Raw genomic sequence first — 25,294 nt, 5'->3', positions numbered from 1 at the left:
CTGTTTAATGCGCTGGTGCTGGTCTAACGCGCTACCTTATACAGACTATATTTATTATAAATTTCCCCCACCCATGAAGCTATTTGGCATGCATGTGATCCCGTATGGATGGCTAACGCTGGCGCCGCTTGCGTTGCTTGGCGCGGACTACGATGACGCTTCGCAGCCCGCCTATGCTGATGGTTGGGAAAACCTGGAAGATGGCTCCACTGAGGAAGACGGTTTGGGTGGCTGGGTGTTTGATGAGTCGACCGTTCGATTTGGCGAGAACATTGGCATCGAGACATCTGCTCTGAGAAAGGGCGGAGACAATATTGATACCGACGGGTTCGCGTTTATGCTCCATGATCGCAATGGCCAGTTTGTGGAGCTTTACCGCTTTTTTGATCCGGCTGGTTTGAACCCCGGCGATACGTTTTCCATCGAACTGATCGTGAATGGCGAAGCCGGGTATCAAGGTTTGGACATGCGCAATGAGCATGACCAAACGATTTTCAATTTTAACGGCGGCGTAGAGCCCTATACCGTCAGCAAGGCAAAGTCTGGCGACGGCGCATTGGAAATGAATACCAAGACGCGGGTTCTGTTTAAGCTAAGCTTTAAGCAGCAGAGCGATGGCGGTGAATGGCAAATCTCCGAAGCAGGGGGGCGCAAAGTGTTGGCCCGTGGTCAATATCAAGGCCGTGCACGCAGTATCCGGCTCTATGCCGGAGATCAAGGCAGCGCCATCGCGAATGCGCTTTTCTTTAACCGCCTGGTAATCAAGTGACGATTTTCTCTGATCCATAAGCATCTTAATCCCAAGATAACGATATGAAAAAAATACACTACCTCGCAATGTCCGCCATCAGCAGCGTTGCTTTTGCTTCCTCCTTATCCGCCGCCGTTGTCGGCACCGATAACGCCAGTGCTACTGCCTATAGCGGTGGTTGGCTGGATGGAACTGATGGCTCCATCACTGGGCCTGGCGCCTATGGCATTTGGTTCCTGAATCCTGGCGCCGATATTACTCACGAAGTGGCTTCCGTGAGCAGCCTGAGTGGTAATCCTCCCAACCTCGACACAGGCGGCGTGTCATTCCGAATGCTTGGCAATGGCGCTGAGGCCACCGCATTTCGCTTTATTGACCCGGCCGGCCTGAGCGTTGGGCAGAGCTTTTCAATCGATCTGGCCGTAAACTTTCGTGGCGGCAACAAAGGCATCGACATGCGCGGCGTTGGCGAAGCGACGATTTTCAACTTTAACATCGGTGGAGACGACTACACGGTGAATGGTGCGGCGACTGGCAATGGCAGCATCGGTAATGCCTACAGTGACGATACTTTGTTCACCCTGACCTTTGAGCAAACTTCTGGCAGCGGTGGCAATTGGTCGATTGCTCGCAGTGGCGGAGTTACTGATTTCGACAGCGGAACCTACACGGGCATCGCCACAAGCTTTAAGCTCTACGCGAATGCCGGTGGCTCAAATGAAGATGCGCTCTTTATCAATAACCTCGCAACGGTTCCTGAGCCAGGACAATACGCTCTGCTGTTCGGTGTGAGTATGCTGGGGTTAGCATTTCTGCGACGCCGCTAGTCTCGCTACATTGCCACGAAAAACCTCCAGCCGGATTTCGGCTGGAGGTTTCTTTATGTCGACCGCCCCCGGACTTTCACATGGTCGAAAAATAGCTAGTCCTTATAGAGCACCGTAACTGCGGTGCCCTCGGCCGTAATGCTGCCGTTGACGATGCGGTCGTTTCCTTCCGACGGGTCCGCTTTTTCAATGGCTACATGCCAGTCGCCCGCCGGTAGGGTAACTGCGGTGTTCGGACCGGAGTTGTAGATGACGAAAATTTCGCTCCACGAATCTCCATTGTTGTCCGCACCATGAATGTGGTTGACCATGACGCCGGTTGCCGGGCTGTAGGTGTTGATGTTGTTATCGATCTCCTGCCAGGTGTTCATGCGAAAGCCCGGGTGATCGAGCCGGTAGCCAATGACATCTTGGTAATACTCAAAAATGTCGAGGTTCTCAACCTTGTGTTGCCAATCGAATTGGTTGATGCTGTCGGGCGATTTGTAGCTATTCTTCTCGCCCTGTTTGGTGCGGAGAAACTCCTCGCCGCCATGCAGGAATGGAATGCCTTGCGAGGTGAGGACCATGCCGTTGGCAAAGGTCGAGATGCGGCGCTTGTAGGTTGTGTTGCCGCTGTTTCCGTTGAGGTCCGCCCAGTCTTCAATCTTGTCCCAGAGGCATAAATTGTCGTGCGCGGAAACGTAGTTAATGCATTGCTCGGGATCGTTGGCGAACATGGAGTCCCAGGTATTCACGGCCACGTTTGGATTGTAGGCAAAGCGAATGCCGCCACGGCTGCCGACTTGAATCTCCCATAGGTTGCCAACTTGATTAAAGGCAAAGCCGCCGCCGGCTCCGTCGTCGTTATTCCCTTTGATAGCCTGTCGGTAGTTTGGGTTGAAGCAACCGACATGGGAGTCCGCGATAAGCCCAATCGTGCCAAGGCGCACGCGGTCGGCCTCGTCAGGATCGGTGGCGTAGCCGTTCCATGGCTCGCCGTAGATGAGCAAGTCTCGGTCGGGGAATTGGGCATTGAGGTAGTCGGCCCAATCGGCGACATCCTCGTAATCAAAGATGCCGATCAGGTCGAAGCGGAAACCATCCACGCCGATTTCGCCAACCCAGTATTCGAGCGAATCGCGAATCATTCGGCTTACCATCGCCTGACGCGGGTTAACGGAATTGCCAGTGCCAGCCAAGCCGTAAGTGCCGGGCGCATTGACATTGAAATAGTCCATCGTGATGTCTGAAAACATCCGCTCGCCTTCCGGATGAGAGAACTGAATGTTACCATTGCCATCTTGCGTTTCGATGACCCAAGTGTGGTTGTAGACGACATCCATGATCACGCGAATGCCGTTGGCGTGCAGCTCGTCGATCATGATTTTTAATTCCTCGATGCGACCCAGATAGTCGTTGGGGTCGATTGCGTAGCGTTCTTCGGGGACATTGAAATTCTCCGGATCGTAGCCCCAGTTGTAGCAGCCTGGCGCGTCTTCCGGGTCTTTAGCCGAGCAAGTGCCGTAGTCATACATGGGTAACAGCTGCACGTGCGTGACGCCCAGATCTTTCAAGTGCTGAAGCCCGGTGCTTACTCCGTTGTGACTGGTGTTGGGCTGGACCATGCCGAGGAATTTTCCGCGCTTGTTGACGTCCACCCCCGATGAACTATGGATCGTGAAATCGCGCACGTGGACTTCGTAGATCACAGCGTCTTCGCGCTCGTTGAGCGCTGGCGGAGCCACGCGTCCACCTATGGGATCCGTTAAGGCCAAATCAATGACGATGTTGGTCTCCGTTCCTGGAATGACCATGCGGCCATAGGGGTCGCGGACTTGCACGTCATCAATGAGAAAGTGATACTCCGACAGCAGGTGATCGCCGTAAACTTGGATGGCGTAAACATCGGTGTAGCCGTTGCCGTCGGGTTGCTGAAGCAGGCTGTAAACATCGCCATCGACGGAGACCTTTACGTTACTCGTGTCTGGTGACCAAATGGCAAAGGCGGTTACTTCCGGGCTGTAGTGATGCCCGAGCTGAATCTGCTCTGCGGCGCCAAGCGACTGCACGGAGTAGGCGAGGGTGTCGTCGTTAAACGAGATCAGGTAACGGCCGGGCGCTATCGTAATGTCGTTGCCGCCTTGCTCGGAGACGCCATCAGGCTGGTTGTCGCCATAGTATTCGGACCAGTCGCCGTAGCGGTCGAACTTGAAGCGGTCCGAAGCTTGCCCAACAAAGTTGGCTTCGATTTCCCAAGTATGGTTGCCCACGAAGGTCATCGCCGCGTTACCCCAGCCATTGATCGTGCCGCGAAAGTAAACCTGGTCGAAGTTCTTCGCGCTCATGTTGATGACGCTGTAGGCAAGGGTGTCGTCGTTGAGCAGGATGATGTAATCTCCCGCTTCAGTGACGGGAATATCGCCGCCGTTGGCCTCACTGACGCCATCCAGGGCGGTGTCGCCGAGCTTGCCAGACCAGTTGCGTGAGTAGTCAAAAACAAAGCGATCCGAGGGGTCTCCGGAGAAGGTAACTTCGGCCATCCAAACGTGATGATCCACGAGCTGCATCGATTCGCTGAGATCAAAAGAGTTCGGTGTTCCGCGGAAGAAAACTTCGGTGTAGTTGCGCTTGGTGATCGCGTATTGCAGCGTGTCGTCGTTGAAGGTGATGCGGTAGTCGCCGGCGCCGAGCGGCGTTGGGATGTCCAAGCCATCGGCGTCGGCAATGCCGTCCAGCTCGTCGTCGCCATAGTTGCCGGAGAAGTCAAATGAGCTGTCGAACTTGAAGCGGTCGGGTCCATTGGCGTCACCAAGTCCGTTGAAGGTTGCATCGGTTAGCCACAGGTTATCCGCAATGAGCGTCATTGGCTGCGTGCCCCAGGCATTGGGGGTGCCGCGGAAATGCAGTTGGTTAAAATTACTGGCTTGTCCGAAGGCCAGGCTGCCGGGGCCGAGTAGGCCCAGCAGGAGCGTTGAATAGACTACGGTGGAGTGTTTCACGGGAATAAACGGGGTTGAGGATTGATGCGGTTTGGTGTCAGCCACGGCCGAGAAAATACGCGCGTGGCTGCTCAAGGGCATAGCGCGGGCAGTCGCGTTTGGTAATGCCTTTTGTTTTGGACAGTTGAATGCATGCGCCCACCGGTGCGGTTTGGGGAAGCCGTTAAACTGTCCAACTGCTTACCGCTTTATGTCCCTGTGCAAGCGTGTATGTTTTCTGCCGAAGCTTGAAAATGCTTCATCCTTATTCCCCGAATCCCGCCCCAACGATGCCCCTTCTAACTGTGATAGCCAGAGTATCCCCAGGCTGGATTCGTGCGCGTGTCTGAGAACTAACCATTAACTTCTTATCAACGAAACCGCACAAAAAGTATCGCCATGAAACCACACACAACCCGCCTAAGGCATTGCCTGGGCTTTAACTTCGGGAGATTGAGCGCGCTGCTGCTCCTCCTTTTTGCCGGATGGAGCACGTCTCTATTGGGTCAGACAACGACCGCCGGATCGGTGACGTCCGCCACCACACAAACGGAAGCCGGTAAACAGAAAGCGGTCTTCGGACTGAGCACTGGCGGCGTTTGTGAAATCATTCCTTATGCGCCAGACGTGATCCGCGTTAAGTTCGATTGGGGCGGCATTGAGTCGCATGAAGATGTCGCCATTGCGAAGCCCCTTGGTGACTGGCCTGCCTTTACCGCGACCTTCACCGATGGGTCGATCTATACGATCGAGACTGACGAGCTGATCGTGGAAGTGACCAAGAGCCCGAACATCAAAATCGACTTTGTCGACAAGACGCAGAGTGGACAATACCTCCTCCGCGATAAGCGCATGGAATACGACACGGGCTACAATCCGTACGGCGACACCACCTTCCAACTCCTGAAAAACAGCAACGACATCGCTGCCTGGTATCGGGTGCGCGTGGTCAAGGAAAGCCCGACCAACGAGTCTTACTTCGGTCTCGGCGAAGTGCCCTTCCAGTTGAACCGTCGCGGCCAAGTCGTGCAGGGTTGGAACTCGGACTCCTTCTATTGGAACGATCAGAAGAACCCGATGTACATGACGATGCCGTTCATGTATGGCGTGCAGACGCCCAACGGCAGCCACCCGGGCTTTACCTATGGCGTTTTCTGGAATAACCCGGCCCGGCCCAACTTTATGTTCCAGCGCGAGCGCCCCTACGGCGGCGCCCAGCGTAACCAATTGACCACGGTCAATGATCAGTTCTCGTTTGAAGCAACGGAAGGCTACATTGACTACTTCTTCTTTGGCGGTGGTGATGACCACACACCGGCCGATGTGCTCAGCCGTTACTCGGAGTTGACGGGTATGCCCGCGCTGCCTCCTCGCTGGGGCCTTGGCCACCACCTATCTCGCTGGACCTATACCGAGGACCAGATGCGCAACATCGTGGCGACTGCCCGCTCCCAGGGTTACCCGCTTGATGCCATCTACTTCGACATCGATTACATGGACAGCGATCCGCACATCGTTCCGCCCGGTGGTACTTTTCAGGATGACGAATACCGCGGCAACAACGACATGCGACAGCTTACCTTTCAGGACGATCCCAATAACTCCAACTACTGGTTCAAGGATGGCGTTAGCTTGATCAGCTATCTGCACACGAACAACGTTAAGGCCGTGCCGCTGATTGAAGCCTGGTTCGCCACGGCGGATCCACTGTGGACCGAAGCGAACAACAACTCGCATCTGATCTCCAACAACAACGGCAGCACATCGATCAACTGGCTCTTCTTCGGCGATGTCTCCTACCTGGACTTCACTAGCTCTGCAGCGCAAAGTTGGTGGAAGACCAAGCAGAAGAATTATCTGAGCACTTACGCCTTCGATGGAATCTGGAACGACCTGAACGAGCAAGCCGACGAACGCGATACGGTTGCGCAATCTCAGCCTATTCCGCTCGATGGCCTCTATGACGCCGATGGCCGCTACGGCTCCAGCACGAGCGATTACCGTCGCCAGCAGATCTACCTGAAAAACACCTACAACGTTTATCAGGCGAGCAACACCTACGACACGTTGGCTGAGCAATACCCGAACACGCGGCCCTTCGTTCTGTCCCGCGCCGGCTGGCCAGGGATTCAGCGTTACGCCTTCAACTGGAGCGGTGACAACGTCAACGAAAGCGCTGGCGGCGCCTACGGCCAAGGCCCGAGCTTGCGCGTTGGCTTGAGCACGATGATCTCCGGTCAGGTTTACTTCGGCCACGATCTTGGCGGCTTCCTGGGGAATGTCTCCAGCGAGTCGATGACCCGTTGGGCGCAGTGGTGCAGCCTCATGCCGTTCTTCCGCAACCACTCCGGTAAGTGGGACCAACTGCGGGAACCCTGGCTCTATGCCAACTCTGCAGAAATCAAGGCAGCGCTGGAACTGCGTTCCGCGATCATGCCGTATTTCTACTCACTGGCTTACCGCGCATCGACCACGGGCTTGCCGTTGAACAATCCGCTGTTCTTCTCCTTCCCGAATGATGCGCAAACGCACCAGGCGAGCAGTGATTACGACTTCATGGTCGGCCCGTATTTGCTGGCGTCACCCGTTACGCAAACCGGAGCCACGCAGCGCAGCACCTATCTGCCCAGCGGCACAAACTGGTATTACTGGCACGATGATTCCTTCCACAGCGGCGGTTCGTCGGTGACGAAGTCTACGCCGATCAGCGTTATGCCGATGTATGTCGCCGAGGGCGGCATCATCCCCATGCGTCCGGTGCTGCAATATGCCAATGAATACCAGCCGACGGAGCTGACTCTCCATGCCTGGCCCAGCGAAGACCAAACCACGTTCACGCTCTATGATGACGATGGCGAAAGCTTCGACTACGAGAGCGGCGAGTATGCATTGACCGAGTTGACCAACCAAACCACGAGCGGTTTGTGGACCTTCACGATCGGCGCAAAGCAGGGCAGTTATGACCACGGCCACGATTATTACATGGTGGTGCGCCACGCAATCGATGCGCCGACCTCGGTGGAAATTAACAGCGTTGCCGCGTCATCGTTTGGAAGCCTTGGCGCCTTGCAGGCTGCGTCTTCGGGCTACTTCTATGATAGCAACGAACGCTGCCTCTACGTCCGCACCGACGAGACCAGCCAAGCGGTCACGATTACCGCAGGTGATAACTCGGCTAACCAGATTACGCTGTATTATATCACCGACTTCGCGAACCTGATTCATTACGATGCCGGTATCGACGGGTCGTGGACAACCTTCCCGGGCGAGGCGCTCATCAGCAGCATCTATCCCGGCGTGAAGTCCTTCACGATCAACGACACCAGCGCGGAGTTTGCCTTCACCGACGATGGCACGAACTGGGACAACAACGGCGGCGGCAACTACACCATCAACGCTGCCGGAACTTACACCGTCGATCCGGTTTCGGGAACGATCGTTAGCGGCACGCCGCAGGAGTTCACCATCCATTACCTGCCACCCGTGGGCTGGACTTCGGCTCTCATGCACTACAGCGCCAACGGCGGCGACTGGACGGCATTCCCCGGCGCCAGCATGGGCGTTAGCTCGGCCGACACCGACTACTTCGAACTGACCGTATATGGCAACGAGTTGACGCAGATCGCGTTCACCGACGACGGCACAAACTGGGAGAACAATGGCGGTAGCAACTACACCATCACGACGCCTGGCACGTATACCATCGACTCGACGGATAACTCCGTCGTCAGCGGTCCTCCCGGGGGCATCCAGCTGTTCTATGAAACCACCTGGACCAGCGCCTATGTCCACTACAACGCGGACAGCAGTGGTTGGACAACTGCGCCCGGCGATCAAATGCAGGCCACCGCGATGTCGAACTTCAAATACATTGAGATCGACGCCGATACGCTGGAGTTCGCCTTCAACGATGGAGCTGGCACATGGGATAGCAACAACGGCAGCAACTACAGCATCACCCAGCCTGGTCTCTACACGGTCGGCTTCGGTGGCAATCTGTTGCCCAATTACAATCCCATCCGGATCGAGATCTACTATGACTCCGCCTTCAGCCCGCAAACGCACATGCACTACAATGTGGATGGCCTCGGCTGGACCACGATCCCCGGCGACCTGATGGACGAAGACCCGGCGTTCCCCGGCTATGAGCACATCATCATCGAAGGCACATCCATCGAGGTAGCCTTTACCGATGACGGCACCAACTGGGACAACAACGGCGGTAGCAACTACACCATCGCAAACCCCGGTGTTTACAGCATCGACTCGTCGACGAACAGCGTGACCTCCGGCTATCCGGCGGTGACGATCTACTACTCGACGCCGTGGACCAACGCCAACATCCACTACAACGCAGATAGCAGCGGATGGACAACCTCACCGGGTGTCGCGATGAGCAATAGCTCGGTCTCGGGCTACAAGGTCGTGACGATCGATGCGACCAATGTCGAATTCGTCTTCAACGATAACAACGGCACGTGGGATAGCAACGGCGGCAACAACTACAACATCACCGGCAAGGGCATTTACACCGTAGAAAACGGCACCGTGTCCACCGGCGCTCCGTAGGATTTATTACCGGTTTCTTTCAAGCGCGCAGCGAATTAGCTGCGCGCTTTTTTTATCAAAATGTCGCGCGTTAAACTGTAAAACACAGCAGCGCTACTCACACGCGGTACAATGCGTATAGTCGATTGCGTTGGAAGCGTTTTCCAACGGTTAACCCTGTCCTCGTAAACTCATGATACCCATAACCGCCTTCAAGAAATTTGCCACGACGCTCCTTAGCCTCGTTGGCGTATTATCGATCATTCCGTCCGCGCATGCAGAATGGTTTTTCCGTGGGACTCCCAATGGCTGGGATAGCACGCAGATGACACAAGTCGACGCGACGACTTACGAAACGATTCAGACCTTCAACGGCGAGGACACAACGGCTCGCTTTAAAATCGACCGCTACGATGACTGGACGGAAAGTTATCCCGCCCAGGACTACGTCGTTACCGATTTTAAGACATACAAGATCAGCTTCGACACCAGCACGCAGGCCATCACCGTCACCGAGTATCCGGCCGTGTGGTATTTTCGCGGCACGTCCAATAGCTGGAACACCGCGCAGATGACTCACCTTGGCGGGGACATGTTTGAATACACCGCGACCTTTAATGGCGAAGAATCGCCCGCGCGTTTCCTCATCGATCATTACGGAGATTTTTCAGAGCGCTACCCGGCGCAGGATTATCAAGTGACGGACAACAAGACCTACCGCATTACCTTTAACCAAGCCACGAAGGACATCGCGGTCGAGGAAGTTTGGCCAGCCGACCAGTGGTATTTTCGCGGCACGTCCAACGGCTGGAATACCGCCGCGATGACGCGCCTATCCGCCAACACCTACGAATACATTGCGACCTTCAATGGTGAGGAAACGCCCGCACGATTCCTGATTGATCATCATGGCGATTTTTCGGAGCGCTATCCGGCACAGAACGATTACGCGGTGACCGACGACCGCATTTACCGCATCACGTTTAACAGCGACACCAAGCAGATTACCACCGAAGAACTCGGCGTCATCGAGCCTTGGTATTTCCGCGGCACGCCCAATGGCTGGAACACCGCTGCGATGACCCACATTGGCAACGGCTTTTATGAATACGTGGCAACCTTCAATGGGGAGGAATCGCCCGCCCGTTTCCTGATTGATCGCTATGGCGATTTCTCCGAGCGCTATCCGGCGCAAGATTACCAAGTCGCTGACAACAAGACTTACCGCATCGTCTTTGACGTCGTCACGAAGAACATCGAAGTCAACGAGCTGGGCATGACGAGCGGCGACTTTCGCGAGGAGACAATTTACTTCCTGATGACCACGCGTTTCTTCGATGGTGATTCGTCGAACAACATGAAGTGCTGGGATGGATCGCTGAACCCGGCTTCCGACCCTGCCTGGCGCGGCGACTTCAAGGGCCTCATTGAAAAGCTCGATTACATTAAAGCGCTCGGCTTTTCCGCGATCTGGATCACACCGGTCGTGAAGAATGCCAGCGGTTATGACTACCACGGCTACCACGCCATCGATCACTCCGAAGTCGACTTCCGCTACGAGTCGCCCGGCGTGACCTACCAGACTTTGATCGACGAAGCTCACGCTCGCGGCATCAAGGTTATCCAGGACATCGTGCTCAACCACTCCTGCAACTACGGCGAGGAAAATCTCTACCCGTTGTTTGATCGCGCTGAAGTGATCGACTTCAACGAAGACGCGGATAGCGCTGTCACCATTACGGATCCGAACAACGTCCTGCCCGCCAATTACCTGACGCTCACGCCCAATGCTCAATACGGTGCGCGCATCGATGCGATGAAGGAAGACTACAACGACGTTGACTTCATCTACCACCACGAGAAGTCGCTCCAGTGGGAAGGCTACACGGTCCAGACCGCGCAGATTGCGGGCGACACGGTGGACCTCAATACCGAGAACCCAACGACCGCGCAATACCTGATCGACGCCTACAACCAATACATCGATATGGGCGTGGACGCCTTCCGGGTCGACACGGTGAAGCACATTTCTCGGCTCACGTTTAACAATACCTTTGTCCCGGCCTTCAAGGCGCGCGGCGGCAATGATTTCTTTATCTTCGGCGAAGTGGCCACGCGCTATCGTCAGGTTTGGAACAGCAACATCCCGGCGATCTCCACACCGTTTTACACCTGGGCGGAAACGCAAGCATATCCGTGGGGGACGCGTGTGCAAAACGAAGCCTCGACCTTCCAGCATTGGCAGGACAATGACACTGTCGATAACGAGCCGACCAGCAACAACCACCTGCTCGTGGGCAACGACTACCATGCGCCAGATCACTCGCTGAACTCGGGCATGGCGGTGATCGACTTCCCCATGCATTGGAATTTCCAGAATGCTTACGACGCCTTCAACGTCGCGCTCGGTGGTGACCTCTGGTACAACGACGCCACCTACAACGTTACTTACGTGGACTCCCACGACTACGCTCCCGACGGCGCGCCGGAGAACCAGCGCTTCGCCCAACCTCAGGATGTGTGGGCAGAGAACCTGAGCCTCATGTTTACCTTCCGCGGCATTCCCTGTGTTTACTACGGCAGCGAAATCGAATTCCAGAAGGGCTTGGTGATCGACGTCGGCCCGAACGCACCGCTATCGCAAACGGGCCGCGCCTATTTCGGCGACCATATCGAAGGCAGCGTGTCCGTATCGGACTTTGGCGAGTATTCCAACGCGACTGGCGCGATGGCGACTACCCTTAGCCACCCCCTTGCGCAGCACATTCGGCGATTGAACCAAATTCGTCGCGCCGTGCCCGCATTGCAAAAGGGGCAGTATTCCACGAGCGGCGTTAGCGGCGGCATGGCCTTTAAGCGACGCTTCACCGACGCCAATGTCGACAGCTTTGCCTTGGTCGCCGTGAGCGGCGGCGCGACGTTTAGCGGTATCCCGAATGGAACCTATGTCGACGCCATCACCGGCGATGTGCAGAACGTGGGTAACGGTAGCCTGACCGCCAGCGTTAACGGCAAGGGCAACCTGAAGGTCTATGTGCTAAACGGACCGGGCAAGATCGGCGCCGATGGGACTTACCTGAAACCTTAATTGAAACCGATCCACCACGAGTCGCATGGCAACGGTTACCCTGAACAACCTTGAGAAACGCTACAACTCCGGCAAGCGGGATTCCTTTCACGCCGTCAAAGGAATCGACCTGGAAATCCGCGATAAGGAGTTCATGGTGTTCGTTGGTCCATCCGGCTGTGGTAAGTCAACCACGCTGCGGATGATCGCCGGTTTGGAAGATATCACCGGCGGTCATCTCCGCATTGGCGAACGCGTCGTCAACGACGTGGAGCCGAAGAGTCGCGGCATCGCGATGGTCTTTCAAAACTACGCGCTCTATCCGCACATGAGCGTGTTCGACAACATGGCATTCGGGCTCAAGTTATTGAAAACGCCGCGCGAGCAAATACGCCAACGTGTGGACGAGGCGGCGGACATTCTTGGCCTGTCCACGATGTTGGAGCGCAAGCCGAAGGCGTTGTCCGGAGGCCAACGGCAACGGGTGGCGGTCGGCCGCGCCATCGTCCGGCAACCGGACGTTTTTTTATTCGATGAGCCGCTGTCGAATCTCGACGCGAAGATGCGCGTGCAGATGCGCACGGAGATTTCGCGTCTGCATACGCGGCTCAACGCTACGATGATCTACGTGACCCATGACCAAGTGGAAGCGATGACGATGGGCGACCGCATCTGCGTAATGAAAGACGGCCACATCATGCAAGTCGACGAGCCGCTGGCGTTGTATAACCATCCGCAGAATTTATTCGTCGCTGGCTTCATTGGCAGCCCGCCCATGAATTTTTTTAACGGTCACTGTGTCATCGAAAACGGCGGCGCGTTCTTTGTGGAAAATTCGGTGAACGGCGCGCCGGGCTTTCGATTAAAACTGCACGACAGTTTGCGAAACGCCGCAGCCAAGCAATCCACCCGTGCAACGGTGCTCGGCATTCGACCTGAACACATCCAAGTCACCAGCGAATCGAGTGTCGGCAGCATCATGGCCGTGATCGACGTATCCGAACCGATGGGGGCGGAAACCTACCTGTATTTAAACACACCCGCCGCGCATGCTTTCATTGCGCGAGTAGAAGCTGACCATGCATTTAGCGTTGGCGGCTCCGTCCACCTGAGTTTCGACTCGGAGCGCATCGCGCTATTCGATCAGGAGACGGAACAAGCACTACAGCTTGGCGGATCTGAGCTGGTTTGATCGGGGCTTCTGGGCAGGGAGGACTTGATCATTCCCTGCCTCCTTGGAGGGTGTACGTTAGTTGGATGCGGTAAGGGGTAATGGGTTCGTGGTATCTTTGATGAGTCATTCGGCCCTGTTGGGTCGGTTGAGTATTGCTGACTATCCAGATGCATGTTTACTTCAATTACGTAAACGAAGGTATTGCATGTAGGCTTAATTGCTTATTCCGACACGATTATCACCGTATTTCAGGTAAAATAATTCGCATGTTAGAGGTTGTTCATTAACAATACTTTAGCAATGCCTACAAAACTTGCGGTGGATAGTGAAAAAAAGCCATGCCCGGTGTCCACGGGTATTGCATTCATATTGGCGTGCATGTCTGTGGTGGTGATTGTTGGTTGGCTCGTCGAAAGCAGATCGATCGTTCAAGTATCGCCGAACCTTGCGCCTATGCAGGTAACAACGGCCATAGGCTTCCTTTTCTTTGCCGGATGTTTGTTCTTTTTATCTGCTCCTCCGAGGTGGAATCGCTGGCGGATGGATCGGTGGTTCGCTTACGCCCTTTTCATATGGGGATTAATCAATGTCATACAGCATGCCCTGGGCGTAGATGCTGGCATCGATAAATTATTCGGCGAACCATTCCTGACTGACAATTCGCCAGCCCCTGGAAGGATGTCGCTGCTGACCAGCCTTTGTTTCCTAATCGGAGGCGTTGCTTTGGTCATATCCATTTTGCCCACCAGGAGTCCAAAGATTGAAGTGGTTATTGTATCGCTGGCCTGTCTTCTAGGGGGGATTTCCGGGTCAGCGTTCTTTTGCTACGCAGTTGATCTCCCCAGAATCGTTTGGTTGGGCGCTCGTTTTTCGGAAATGGCGGTCCATACCGCGATAGGCTTTTTTCTGCTGTCTATCGGCCTGATTATGCAGCGTTTTCGTTGCGGCCGAGCTCTCTATCAAGAGGCGTTTCGTTGGATGTGGGCTCCGGTGTTTTTTGGAACGGCGTTTGCCGTGGGCTCAGTGTTTCTCGGTTTTCATTCTCAGGCCGAGCAAAGCCGAATTAATTTGGCTAACCTAAGAGCGACCTTTTTAGCGAGTTTGCTGGAAGCCCATGATGAGCAATTGAAATTGGCCTTATCTCGAATGGCGGGCCGGGTTGCATCACTGGAAGAAATGCAACAGAACCAATGGTTCAACGACGCCAAGCACTACACCAGTGATTTCAGGTCATTGGATTATCTGCATATTATCTATCCTGCACTGGGATTTGATTGGTTTTATCCTGAAGATCTAACCAGCACATTCCATGACTGGTTACACGACACGGCTCCTGGATTTCAGGAGGGGGGGACGATCAGCGTGAGTATCCTCCCTGAAGACGTGACTAAAGACAAATTCTGCTATTGGGTTTTTGAGACGGAAGCAATGGAGGAAGGTCCCGCCGAAGTCTTACTGGTAGCGGTCGTCGACCATGATCGCTTTGTGGCCGACGCCACTCAATCCGTGCTGGAAAACCTTGGTGTGCCCATCGAGTACTCGGTCCGTGAAGAAGCTTACAATTTATCCAAAGCAACGCCACATGTGGATGGAGTCGCTTTCACCAACTTGAGCGCAGATGTGCGTATGGTGGTGACGATTGATCCCCGGACTGTGCATGTGGACCGTCGCATCGAAGTGTTGTTTTTGATTGGTGGCCTGGCGATCGCTGCAATCCTGGCTTCCTTGGTGCATTTAATCTACCTGAACCGGCAGCGGTATAAGGAACTGGAGATTGTGCAGTTGGCGCTGACCAAGCAGAAAAACCGATTGGAGGCCTATGTCACCAACGCGCCTGCAGCCGTCGCCATGTTCGACCGGAGAATGCGTTACCTGGCGGTGAGTGACCAATGGAAACGGGATTATAATCTGGAGAATGAGAAATTGATCGGGCGCTGTCACTATGATGTGTTTCCCAAAATCAGTGAGGAATGGAAAGCCATACATCGCCGTGGCATGGCTGGTGAAATTGCTTTCAAGGAAAAAGACCAGTGGCGACCCGATGGCTGGGAACACGATCAATACTTACGCTGGGAAATTCGGCCTTGGAGCGATATCAATGACACTATTGGCGGCATTATGATGTTCACTGCGGATATCACGAAGGATGTCCTCCGCGAAGAGGAGCTAGAGGCGATGCGTGAAAAAGCCGAGGCGGCTAATCACGCTAAAACCAATTTCCTGGCCAATATGAGCCATGAAATCCGCACCCCGATGAACTCAATACTAGGATTTGCTGAATTACTCTCCAATGAAATCAGCGATCCTCGACAGTCGCAATTTATTCGCTCCATTCAATCCAGCGGGAAAACACTGCTCGGGCTGATCAACGACTTGCTTGATTTGGCGAAGATCGAGGCCGGGAAGATCGAGTTAGCCCCTAAGCCGATTAGCCTCCGCCGACACTTCAGAGAATTGCAGGATGTGTTTCAACTACAGGCGGACGTCAAGGGAATTAAGCTCGCGTTTACCATCCAGGAGGGGCTCCCCGAGTATTTGGTGATGGATGATTTCCGCTTGCAGCAAGTGCTGCTCAATCTCCTTTCCAATGCAGTCAAGTTTACCGATAAGGGCTCGGTGTCTCTGGAATTATCCTACGTGGAGAATGCTGGCGCATATGACGTGAAGTTTTCAGTGACAGACACTGGCTGCGGCATTCCGGAGTCATTCAGGGAGCGAGCTTTTAATAAGTTTGAGCAGGTTGGTGACTCCGCTCATGGCGGAACCGGTCTGGGGCTCGCGATTAGCTCGAAGCTCGTTAAATTAATGGGCGGGGAGATTGATTTTAAAAGCAAGGTGCTAGAAGGCACGACGTTCTTTTTTACGCTGCCTGGAATCCCGTTAGTGACGCCCTCGGTTGATCCCACCGAAATGGACGACGATAAACATCATCGCCTTGTCTTCCCCCGGGCCAAGATACTCATTATTGAAGATATTCCCGCGAACATGGAGCTCATGCGAGCGGTCTTCGAGGATGTGCCTAACGTCCAGATTATCGAGGCCACTGGGGGGCGCATGGGGCTGGAGTTGGCAGTTGAGCATCGCCCGGATATGATTCTCTTGGATATTTCGATGCCCGATATGGATGGCCGTGAGGTCTGTCAGCGGTTGAGGCAAATGGCTGATTTCTCCCAGACGCCTATCGTGGCGGTAACTGCCAGCATGCAACGGACCACTGATATTTTGTTGGAGTTCGGTTTTGATGAATGCCTTTTTAAGCCTATCCCACCGCACATATTGCTCAAGACATGTCATCGGTGGTTGCATGGGAGTGTCGAAGCAAGAACGCCTGCGCCATTTAAGCCTTTAGGTTCATCAAGCGAGGATGAGCATCCATCTATCTCAGATGATGAATTGAATGAGCTCCTTGTGGAGTTAAAGCGTCATCAGAACGGATTTAAAATAGACGAGCTCAAGCAACTCGCGGAACGAATTGAAACAATCGCCCAAGAACATTCAGCAACCTATTTGCATGATCTGGGCATGAAACTGAAGCTAGCAGCCGAAACCTTTGATGTTGCTGGCGTCAAGCAGGCCTTGGCTGGTCTGAATAATTATTTAATATCCATAAAAATCGCATGACATGAAGCTCATCGAACCAGAAAAACCGACGGCAAAGCCATTGATCCTCGCGGTCGATGATCAGCCGGAAAATCTTAGACTCCTGGGGAATTCCTTAGCGAAGGAGAATGTGTCTCTTGCCTTTGCCCTGAATGGTGAGCAGGCCTTGGAATGGCTCAAGGAGAACCGACCAGACCTTATTCTTCTGGATGTGTCTATGCCGGGTATGGATGGCCTTGCCTGCTGTCGTCAGATCAAGACTCAGAATGAGTTCTTGGACACGCCAATTATCTTTCTCACCGCTCGCGTTGAAGCTGAGGATATTCAAGCTGGTTTCCTTGCCGGCGCGGTCGATTACGTTACCAAGCCTTTCAAATCCGCTGAGCTGATTGCCCGAATCAACACGCACCTGAAACTCCAGGCTCAGCGAAAAGAATTGGAGACGCATATCAGACAGAAAAGCGACTTGATTGGGATTATTGCGCATGATGTTCGTGGTCCAATATCTTCAATACGCAGCTTGGTTGAAATCGTCATGAGCGAGTATCCACGCTCGCCGGAAGAGAAAGATGCTGACGTCTACAATGAGTTAATGTTGGCAATTATCGGCGGCGCAGATCGGACGCTCTATACCCTTAACGAATTGCTCAACGCGAAGTTCTCTCACAGTGGTGAGATTGAACCGCAGATAGAAGAGTTTCCACTGCCCAATATTTTTGAGGATGTAAGGCTTAGGAATGCTGGTCAGGCAATGCGGAAGCATATCACCCTGGAGTTTGACTCCGGTGATTGCCCAATGGCCAAGGCAGATCCATTCCTAATGGCTGAGGTTTTGGATAACCTGGTGAGCAATGCCGTGAAATACTCGCCTCAAGGCAAAACGGTTAAAGTTGCCGCGACACTTGGCGCAGATGGACAGCCGACACTCCTTGTAAGTGACGAAGGGCCAGGCTTCCGGGAGGAGGACTATGATAAGCTATTCGGTCGATATCAACGCCTGTCCGCCCATCCAACGGGAGGAGAGTCGTCATTCGGACTTGGCTTGTCCATCGTCAAAGACCTTATGTTGGCGCAGGGTGGGGATATTCAATTGGTTAGTGAGCCAAATGAAAGTGCCCGATTTCAAATTACTTTTAAGTAATAATTGATTAGGATTGGTTTTTTGTTTTGACTGAATTCGCGTTGTTGGCTTTTTGCCTGCAAGCCGTCGAGCCTTGTCATCGGAGGTCAAGTTGCTGCATTGTTTCCGGGCATAAAGTTTCGAGGTGAAACGCCAAAGTAGGAGCGAAACGCTCCGCTAAATTGACTGATGCTGGTGTAGCCGACTGCCATTGCCGCATCGGTGACATTGCTTTCTCCGGTGCGCAGAAGTTGGGCAGCTTTCTCCATTCGCAGAGAACGTAAATAATGACTGAGGGACATGCCGACTTCTTTATGGAAAATCCGGCTGAGGTGGGATGAACTCATGCCTACATCGCGAGCAACATCGTCCAGTGACACATGCCAGGGATAAGCTTCCTGCAGGTAGGCCATTGCCTTCCGCACTTCCGCTCTCATCAGTGAGTTTGTTTGCCCAGAGTGGTGCGGGGATGCCTCAGGGTAGAGTAGGGCGGTTAGCTCCAGTAGCTTGGCATAGTACCACCAAATGCGTGCTGGGCCATTGAGCCGAGTGGCGCGCAACTCAAGAAAGAGTGACATCATTTGAGGTGTTAATGGACGGGGTGGAAAAGGCCAGCTTAGCGCATCGTCAGTCGAGGGTAAGTTCAATGCTTGCATGCCTTCCGCGAGCGCCCCTTGTTGTATGCGCCAAACGATGATGTGGGCGCCTCGGTCTCCTCCGCGCTTGATTTTAATGTTTGAGACATCACGCGCTCCTAAAATGTGGTTCGCTTGAATCTTGGTCTCTACGTTACGCTGAACCCAAATAACCTCACCTTTCAGAACGGTGATGAAATACAAGGATGCATGCTGCTGTGTTAATTCTTTGGGCAGTGTTGCTTCTTGGGCATATAACCAGCCTTCGATGACTTGTTGTCTCTCTGGATACTGTCCACCATTTAATGTGCTCCAGCGGGTGGCGCGATCTTGTCCCGCAGCTTCGGTAGTATTCATGTTTTTAGTCAATTGCGGCATGGTTAATGGGAAAACCCCCTTGCCCAAATTTGGGGACAAGAGGGTGAAAATATTGATGTTAATTACAGTTTACTTACGACGCCGCCATATGGCGAAGCCAAGGATGCCTGCGCCCAGCAGCGTTGCGTAGGTGGATGGCTCGGGCACGACCACCTGGGAAAACTGATTGCCCTGGTCCAACTGGACGCCGCTCAAGAGCGCATTATCGCTAATGCCTCCCAAAGCGCCGGGGCTGCTCCATTCAATGGTGAAGCCGGAACTGATGTCGTATCCGGCAAGATCGCTCAAATCCCACTGCCATGCGTAAGTTCCAGCGTTGGCGGTATAGCCAAAGTCAGCAAAAGTGGCGTGAGGGTGGGGCGCATCACTGACATCTTCCGCTGAGGAATAGTCAGCCTGGCCATCAACGCCGAAGAGGACGCCGCCAATTTTCAGCACCGGATTTAAAGCTGAGGAGCCAGGGGCAAAGCCGTCGCCGATCATTGCGTAGTCTAACTGGAAAACAATTGTTTCCAATCCAGTTAGTGGGCTTGTGTCCGAAAGGATCAGTGAACCGCCATAGCCGAGCAATCCGTTTAGCGGCGCTCCGGATGATGGCATATAATTGCTGCCAACTGCGGAAGGCTCGATGAATACGCTGCTGTCGCCCGAGCTGCTGGTGGAAAGCGCAGACCAGTCGTCAGCCGAACCATAGTCAGCTGAGCTGTAGTTCGCTTTAGTGAATGACCAACTGTAGCTTTCATTCACGCCTGGTAGGCTTATCGGATTGAGGACTGCATGCGCCGAGGTGGTAAGGATGCTTACCCCTGCAAGGAGCAGCACATGTTGATGTAGCTTGTTATACATTTTTACTTGGTTGATTGAGGGCGACGGAGAATCGGACTCCGTCGCCCATACATTTGAGACTTGAACAAACACGATCAGGTGTTTTACTTATTCTTAACCGTTTAACTATTCAGTGGCGGTATTCTTGGGGCCGGGGAGCGCTGCAACGTTCTCCGGTCCGCTTGCATAACATTAGTAGTAGGTGACAATCACGTCGCCGCTGCTAACCGTGATGGAGTCTGGAAGCGGGTCGGCGGAAACGCTGCCCAAGGTAACGGAGCCCGTCACAGAGAGCACGGTGTGGCTGCCAACGCCTGGCGCCGTTTCGAATACGATGAGTGCGTTGCTCAGGTCTACGTCGCCATCGACGGTGAGGTTGCCGGCTGCATTATCATGATAGAGGACGCCTCCGGACACGAAGTCCAGATCACCGTCAATCGTGCCGCGACCGAATACGATGCCATCGGCGCCGACATTGACTTCCAAGCCATTGCCAACCGTGGACTCGATTGCAACTGCTCCTTCAGTAATCAGCAATTCGCCGGTGAAGCTCGGGGTTTCCTCGTAGAAGTAGACGTCTCCGTCAATGATCTCGAGCTGTCCAGCGCCCGTGATTTGACCACGCATGAACGCAAAGGCGTCACTGGCGTCAATCTGGAGGGTGTCGCCGGTGGCGAGGATGATGTCACTTCCCGGATCGGCTTGGAAACCGTCGATGGTGATGTCATACCCGTTCAGGTCGAGTTCGGTGTCCTTGCCGAGCTTGACGCGGTTGCCACTCGGGATTGCATTGGTGGATCCGATTTTCAGCACGCCTTCGTAAACGTAAACGCCGTTGCTAAAGGTGTTGGTTCCGCTGATCACCGCCGTGCCTTCGCCTGTCTTGTGCAGACCGCTGGTTCCGGCAATCGGCGCAGAGATGGTCGCCGTGTCGCCGGAATCCACATCTACATAGCCCTTCAGCGTAATGGTGCTGCTGCCGGAGAGCGTAGCATTGGCAGTGAAGAGCAGATCAGCAACGGTTACGGCTGCATCCACGGTCACCGTGTCGGCTGCCGAGAAGCTGGCGTTGTTGCCAGCGCTCCACGAGGCCGAGCTATCCCAGTTGGCAGTGTTCCAGTTGGCCGTGCCGCCGTTCCAAACCTGCGTAGTGCTGGCAGTTTTGGGAATGACGGGGGCGTAAGCCGTGCCAGTGGTAATGGATGCACCGATTTGCGACTCATGCACGATGTTCGGGATGGCTACTTCCACATCCGTGATGCCAGAGTAGGCTGAGAGGTCCCACTGATACGTGAAGCTGAAGTAGGAGCCGTAGTAGTTGGTGTCATAGACGCCTGCTCCCGCGAGTATGCCAATGGTTGGCCGGGCCTGGATGACCGTCCACGAGCTGCCATTGTTCACCGAATAACGAGCAATGGGACCACCGGTGTAGGTGAAGGTGTCACCAAACTTCGTTGTGGCGGCAATCGTCGAGTTATGCGAATGACCGGACGGGTAAGTCGCGAGTGGATCATTCCAGTAGAGTACATCGTCGGGCGTGCCAACGGAGTTTTCCGGATCGTAGAAATCGGGCTGGCCGATCTTACCCGACTGCACAATGACGGTTTTGATGTTACTGCCTGAGGCCGCGAGAATCACGCCGTAATCGCCAGTCCAGGAATACAGGCCATAAGTGGCCGGGTAACCGGGATTCATCACGGACAGATCTGTGGTGCTGCCAGAATCATCTTCCATCAGCGCGCCGGCTGATCGCCAGGCGGATAGACTACCATAGCTTGCGCGCTCCGGATTCGTGTAGGTCAGCTCGGTCCAGGTCGTGGTTGAAGCGCCGGTGACTTCAAACTTATTGAGCAAGTCGTGCGGTGTGCTGATGACGGGTTCGTAAATCGGCGAAGCCGATAAACCCGCGCACAACACGAAGGATGCCGCAGCGGCGATCAATGCCCGCCCGGCGTGTGATGATGTATGTTTCTTCATAGATCGAGGTTATGTTTGGTTTGGATATCTGGCGGAAACGCCCGCCAAAAGTAGAGCTGAACTCAGCGTGTTTGCTTACGTCTCCACGCCACAGCGGCCAAGGCGCCAACGCCCAGTAGCGTTGCGTAGGTTTCGGGCTCAGGCACGGCGACGAGTGAGAAGTTGTCGAGCATGATGGAGTCACGGCCCCTCAATGAACTGTCTCCCCCGACAAAGATGTTGAAGTAAAACTCATCGCTGACGAGTGGGGTGAATTCGAAACTGTAGTGGTTCCACTCATCCTCGGCTACGGAGATGGGATATTCCGTCCGGGTGTCCGTGGCATCACCCGCCGGGCCAACAGTCTCCCGGATGAAGGAGGTGGAGTCGGACGCAAGTAAACTGACATCCATACCCCAGGTGAGCTCGCCGGTGGTGATATTACTTTGGGCGATCCCCAAACCAAGGCTGTTGCCGGTAAGTGATGAACCGATGCTGGTGCAGTAGTCGAAAGAGTATTGATAGGTGACGCCTGCCTCCAGAGATAAGTAGACCGCAAAACCGCCCGATGTGCGGTTGCCAAAGTCATCAAAGCCCCATAGCAGCTCAATGTAGTTGTTTCCATCGGCGGCGCCGAAGCCGTCGTTATTGACGACAACGGAATTGCGTTTCACGATCCACCCCGGCATGTAAGCAGTGCCGAGATCGGTGGGATCGGTAATGGGCACTTCGGCGCGTCCATAGTTTTCGTCCAGCAGATAATCCACATAGGGCGTGGTCGTCTCAAAGCTGCCGTTCTCGAATAGGTTCAGGTTCGCCGAGGCAACCGACGCCGTCGTGGCTAGCGCGATTAGGAGGGTGGGTGAATGGTATCGTTTCATTGTATTCAAAATCAACATGAATTGTGTGTCGCCATTTACGCAGTGAAGCGCCGCTTACGCCTCCACGCCACAGCGGCCAACGCGCCAACGCCCAGTAGCGTTGCGTAGGTTTCGGGCTCGGGCACGGCGACGAGTGAGAAGTTGTCGACGAAGATTTTTTGGCTGCTTACGGTTGGATTCGAGCCAGTGGACAGAAGCTCGAAGAAGAAGTCGTAGTCGCCATCTACAGTGGGGGTGAATTGCACGATGCGCTCAACCCAAGCTCCCGCTTCGGCAATTTCTTCGTAGAAGGTTTCGGTGGCGTCATCGATGTCGCTGCTACCATAGGTTTGCTTAACAACCCCCGTGGTGGTCTGTAAGCTTTGCGTCCAATAAAAGTCTTCTGACTCGAAGCCAAAGATGAAACGCTGCTGATTCGGGTAAGGGGCAATTAAGGGCTCTTCGAGGACATATTGATCGAAGGAGAATTGGTAGGTGACGCCGGCGCTCAGCGTGACGCTTTGCTGTATGCCTCCCGCAATCGCAACGCCGATTTCATTGATGCCCGCGCCTAGCAACAGGAAGTAATTGCCATCGTTGGCGGCGACCGGAGTTATGTTTGAGTAGGCCGACTCCGATAGGTAAGTCTTATCTCGGTTGCCCCATCCCGGTAGATAGTAGGTGCCCGGGTCATAGGGATCGCTCACTGGGATTTCTACAGAGTCGCTGCTTTCGAGCAAATAATCCAAGTAAGGCGTGGTCGTTTCAAAGCTGCCGTTCTCGAACAAGTTCAGGTTTGCGGCTACTGCCAGAGGAAAAGCAGAAAGCGTTAGGATGCCTGTAAAGACAGACGTTCGAGCGACTTTCTGCATCAGTAGGTTAGTCATTTGATTCTCGGTGAAAATTACTTTGCGTTGCAAAGTTTGATCATCTGGTTTTAATTGCCTGCGGCTGAAACTTGTAGACGCAGGAAGCGTCGCTGACGTGCGCCTGAGACGACATTATCCCAGGCCTCATAGGTGTCGTCATCGTTGCCTACGATGGAACTCACGCCAGAGGTTCCTTCTGCGTAGCCGTCATTGTCTGGGTCCGCCAAACCTGTGCTGAAAAAGATGGCCTCCCAGGAGTCCAAATCATCCGAGGCTTCCACGGTGTAGATTAAGTTAGGATCAGCGCGACGATTGAAGGTAAGGGTTGAGCGCTTGGTTCCGGTTTCCGTTTGGCCCATGGTAACGGCTGCCAGACTGTCTTCGACGAGAGGGTCTTTTCGTAAGGCGTACTCCAGCAGGTTGGCCAAGCCGTCGTTGTCTGGGTCCGCATCATTTGCGCTGATCCCATCGTTAGCGGTTTGGCCAAAGTAAGACATGCGCCATTGGCCAAGCTGGCTGTCGGCCACGGCTTGAGGAGTGGCGCTTCGTTGAATCGATTCGACGCCTGCGCCGCTGTCGTTCGTGGCGGCGAGCACATAGTAGTAGGTTTCTCCGTTTGTTAACTCATCATCGACGAAACTGGTGATCGATCCGCCAGCCACAACGCCCACTACACTGTAGGGACCGCCGTCGGCGCTTGAGCGCTTAATCTCGTAGCCGGTGGCGCCACTGCGCTGATTCCAATTCAGCAGCACCATACCATCGCCTGGCGTGGCGGTAAACAGATTTGGGGGTGGGGGAGGAAAGGTCGAAAGCACGTCGTTGTAGACATCACTCACGTCAATCTGCACGCCAATCGTTGAAGAATGCACAATCAGCGGTGTTGAGATTTCCACGCTGATTATCTTGCCCGGGATATCGGTGAGGTCCCATTGCCAGGAGAAAGAATAGTAAGTGCCGGACCACTCACCCGTTTCGCCCAGATCTTCAAGTCGCAGTCCGTTATTGAGCAGGGCATAGGTTGATGCGTGGCGATAGCCGGTCAGGCCTTCGTCGGTGGTGTATTTCAGGACTGGCCCTCCGACATATTGACCGCCGTCATCCAGGATGGTTGCGGCGAGCTCAATCAGGTTTTGATTGACGTTGTAGTCGTCCATGCCGCCGGTTGCGGCGCTGTTTTCGTTGAAGTGATCAGCATGGTTGTAGAAGAAGTAATCCTCGGTGCTCCATCCAGCGGGCCAATTCAAGATGCTGCAGGTTTGAAAAACGAGGGACTTGATGGCGTAGTCCTCATCGATCATTTCCGTTGGCTCGATGCTTGCGACCAAGCCAAAATCACTGGTTAGCGCATAGAAGCCTTCAGTCGCCCGATAGCCCGGAGAAATTGGCTCCAGGGAGTAATGGCCCAATGATGGAAGCGGCACGGGAAATCCGTCAGGCCGTGGCAATAATGTGCTTTGCGAATGCGCGAACTTGCTGGAGTTGAATTTGCTGATGTTGCTCCATCGGATAAAATAGTGTTCGCCATCCATTCTTGTGGGAACGTCATCAGCCTCGTCCCAGGGGGCGAGGCGCTCCAAGACAAAGTTGGCTGGCGCTTGGGCGTGTGCGTTCATGCATGCCGTCAGTACGACAAGACATAGTGAGAGATAGGCGAAGGGTTTATAGGTCATGAAGTGAGAAAGCTAGGAATGGGTGATTGCTTGAGCTTCAGCGAAGCAGCG

14 protein-coding genes are annotated in these 25,294 nt (G+C 54.2%); 7 read left to right on the top strand and 7 right to left on the bottom strand.

Features of this window, described 5'->3' with window-relative positions; all coding sequences use genetic code 11:
* Positions 1–73: 73 nt before the first annotated feature.
* Both RBB63_RS07195 and RBB63_RS07190 read left to right on the top strand, forming a co-directional pair.
* Complete coding sequence (locus RBB63_RS07195) at positions 74–769, top strand: hypothetical protein (RefSeq protein ID WP_309382578.1); 696 nt, start codon at positions 74–76, stop codon at positions 767–769.
* Positions 770–813: 44 nt separating this feature from the next.
* Complete coding sequence (locus RBB63_RS07190; protein WP_309382576.1) at positions 814–1,578, top strand: PEP-CTERM sorting domain-containing protein; 765 nt, start codon at positions 814–816, stop codon at positions 1,576–1,578.
* Between the two features lie 95 nt (positions 1,579–1,673).
* On the opposite strand, the gene RBB63_RS07185 is transcribed toward RBB63_RS07190, so the two are convergent.
* Positions 1,674–4,559, bottom strand: a complete 2,886-nt coding sequence (locus tag RBB63_RS07185) for an alpha-amylase family glycosyl hydrolase (protein ID WP_309382574.1) — start codon at positions 4,557–4,559, stop codon at positions 1,674–1,676.
* 378 nt (positions 4,560–4,937) lie between these two features.
* On the opposite strand from RBB63_RS07185, the gene RBB63_RS07180 reads away from it, so the two are divergent.
* From RBB63_RS07180 to RBB63_RS07160, 5 genes are all read left to right on the top strand, one after another.
* On the top strand, positions 4,938–9,107 hold the full coding sequence (locus RBB63_RS07180) for a TIM-barrel domain-containing protein (RefSeq protein ID WP_309382572.1): 4,170 nt from the start codon (positions 4,938–4,940) through the stop codon (positions 9,105–9,107).
* A 172-nt stretch (positions 9,108–9,279) separates the two neighbouring features.
* The gene (locus tag RBB63_RS07175; RefSeq protein WP_309382570.1) at positions 9,280–12,174 is read left to right on the top strand and encodes an alpha-amylase family glycosyl hydrolase; all 2,895 of its coding nucleotides are present in this window, start codon (positions 9,280–9,282) and stop codon (positions 12,172–12,174) included.
* A 25-nt stretch (positions 12,175–12,199) separates the two neighbouring features.
* On the top strand, positions 12,200–13,345 hold the full coding sequence (locus RBB63_RS07170; protein ID WP_309382568.1) for an ABC transporter ATP-binding protein: 1,146 nt from the start codon (positions 12,200–12,202) through the stop codon (positions 13,343–13,345).
* A gap of 282 nt (positions 13,346–13,627) precedes the next feature.
* Positions 13,628–16,948, top strand: coding sequence for a hybrid sensor histidine kinase/response regulator (locus RBB63_RS07165; protein ID WP_309382566.1), 3,321 nt, complete (start codon positions 13,628–13,630; stop codon positions 16,946–16,948).
* A 1-nt stretch (position 16,949) separates the two neighbouring features.
* On the top strand, positions 16,950–18,068 hold the full coding sequence (locus RBB63_RS07160) for a hybrid sensor histidine kinase/response regulator (RefSeq protein WP_309382564.1): 1,119 nt from the start codon (positions 16,950–16,952) through the stop codon (positions 18,066–18,068).
* Between the two features lie 86 nt (positions 18,069–18,154).
* On the opposite strand, the gene RBB63_RS07155 is transcribed toward RBB63_RS07160, so the two are convergent.
* From RBB63_RS07155 to RBB63_RS07130, 6 genes are all read right to left on the bottom strand, one after another.
* Positions 18,155–19,039 carry a helix-turn-helix transcriptional regulator gene (locus RBB63_RS07155; RefSeq protein ID WP_309382563.1) on the bottom strand — a complete coding sequence of 295 codons (885 nt, stop codon included), beginning with the start codon at positions 19,037–19,039 and terminating at the stop codon, positions 18,155–18,157.
* Positions 19,040–19,129: 90 nt separating this feature from the next.
* The gene (locus RBB63_RS07150; RefSeq protein WP_309382561.1) at positions 19,130–19,906 is read right to left on the bottom strand and encodes a PEP-CTERM sorting domain-containing protein; all 777 of its coding nucleotides are present in this window, start codon (positions 19,904–19,906) and stop codon (positions 19,130–19,132) included.
* 171 nt (positions 19,907–20,077) lie between these two features.
* On the bottom strand, positions 20,078–21,862 hold the full coding sequence (locus RBB63_RS07145) for an autotransporter outer membrane beta-barrel domain-containing protein (RefSeq protein ID WP_309382559.1): 1,785 nt from the start codon (positions 21,860–21,862) through the stop codon (positions 20,078–20,080).
* A gap of 62 nt (positions 21,863–21,924) precedes the next feature.
* A complete protein-coding gene (locus RBB63_RS07140; protein ID WP_309382557.1) occupies positions 21,925–22,722 on the bottom strand; it encodes a PEP-CTERM sorting domain-containing protein in 798 nt (265 codons plus the stop codon).
* Between the two features lie 35 nt (positions 22,723–22,757).
* Positions 22,758–23,588 (bottom strand): PEP-CTERM sorting domain-containing protein, encoded by an 831-nt coding sequence (locus RBB63_RS07135; RefSeq protein WP_309382555.1) that lies wholly within the window; start codon positions 23,586–23,588, stop codon positions 22,758–22,760.
* Positions 23,589–23,638: 50 nt separating this feature from the next.
* A complete protein-coding gene (locus RBB63_RS07130) occupies positions 23,639–25,186 on the bottom strand; it encodes a fibronectin type III domain-containing protein (RefSeq protein ID WP_309382553.1) in 1,548 nt (515 codons plus the stop codon).
* Positions 25,187–25,294: the final 108 nt, after the last annotated feature.

Source organism: Cerasicoccus frondis, from assembly GCA_031296915.1.
Taxonomy (GTDB): domain Bacteria; phylum Verrucomicrobiota; class Verrucomicrobiia; order Opitutales; family Cerasicoccaceae; genus Cerasicoccus; species Cerasicoccus frondis.
This window is presented reverse-complemented; position numbering and strand designations above follow the sequence as displayed.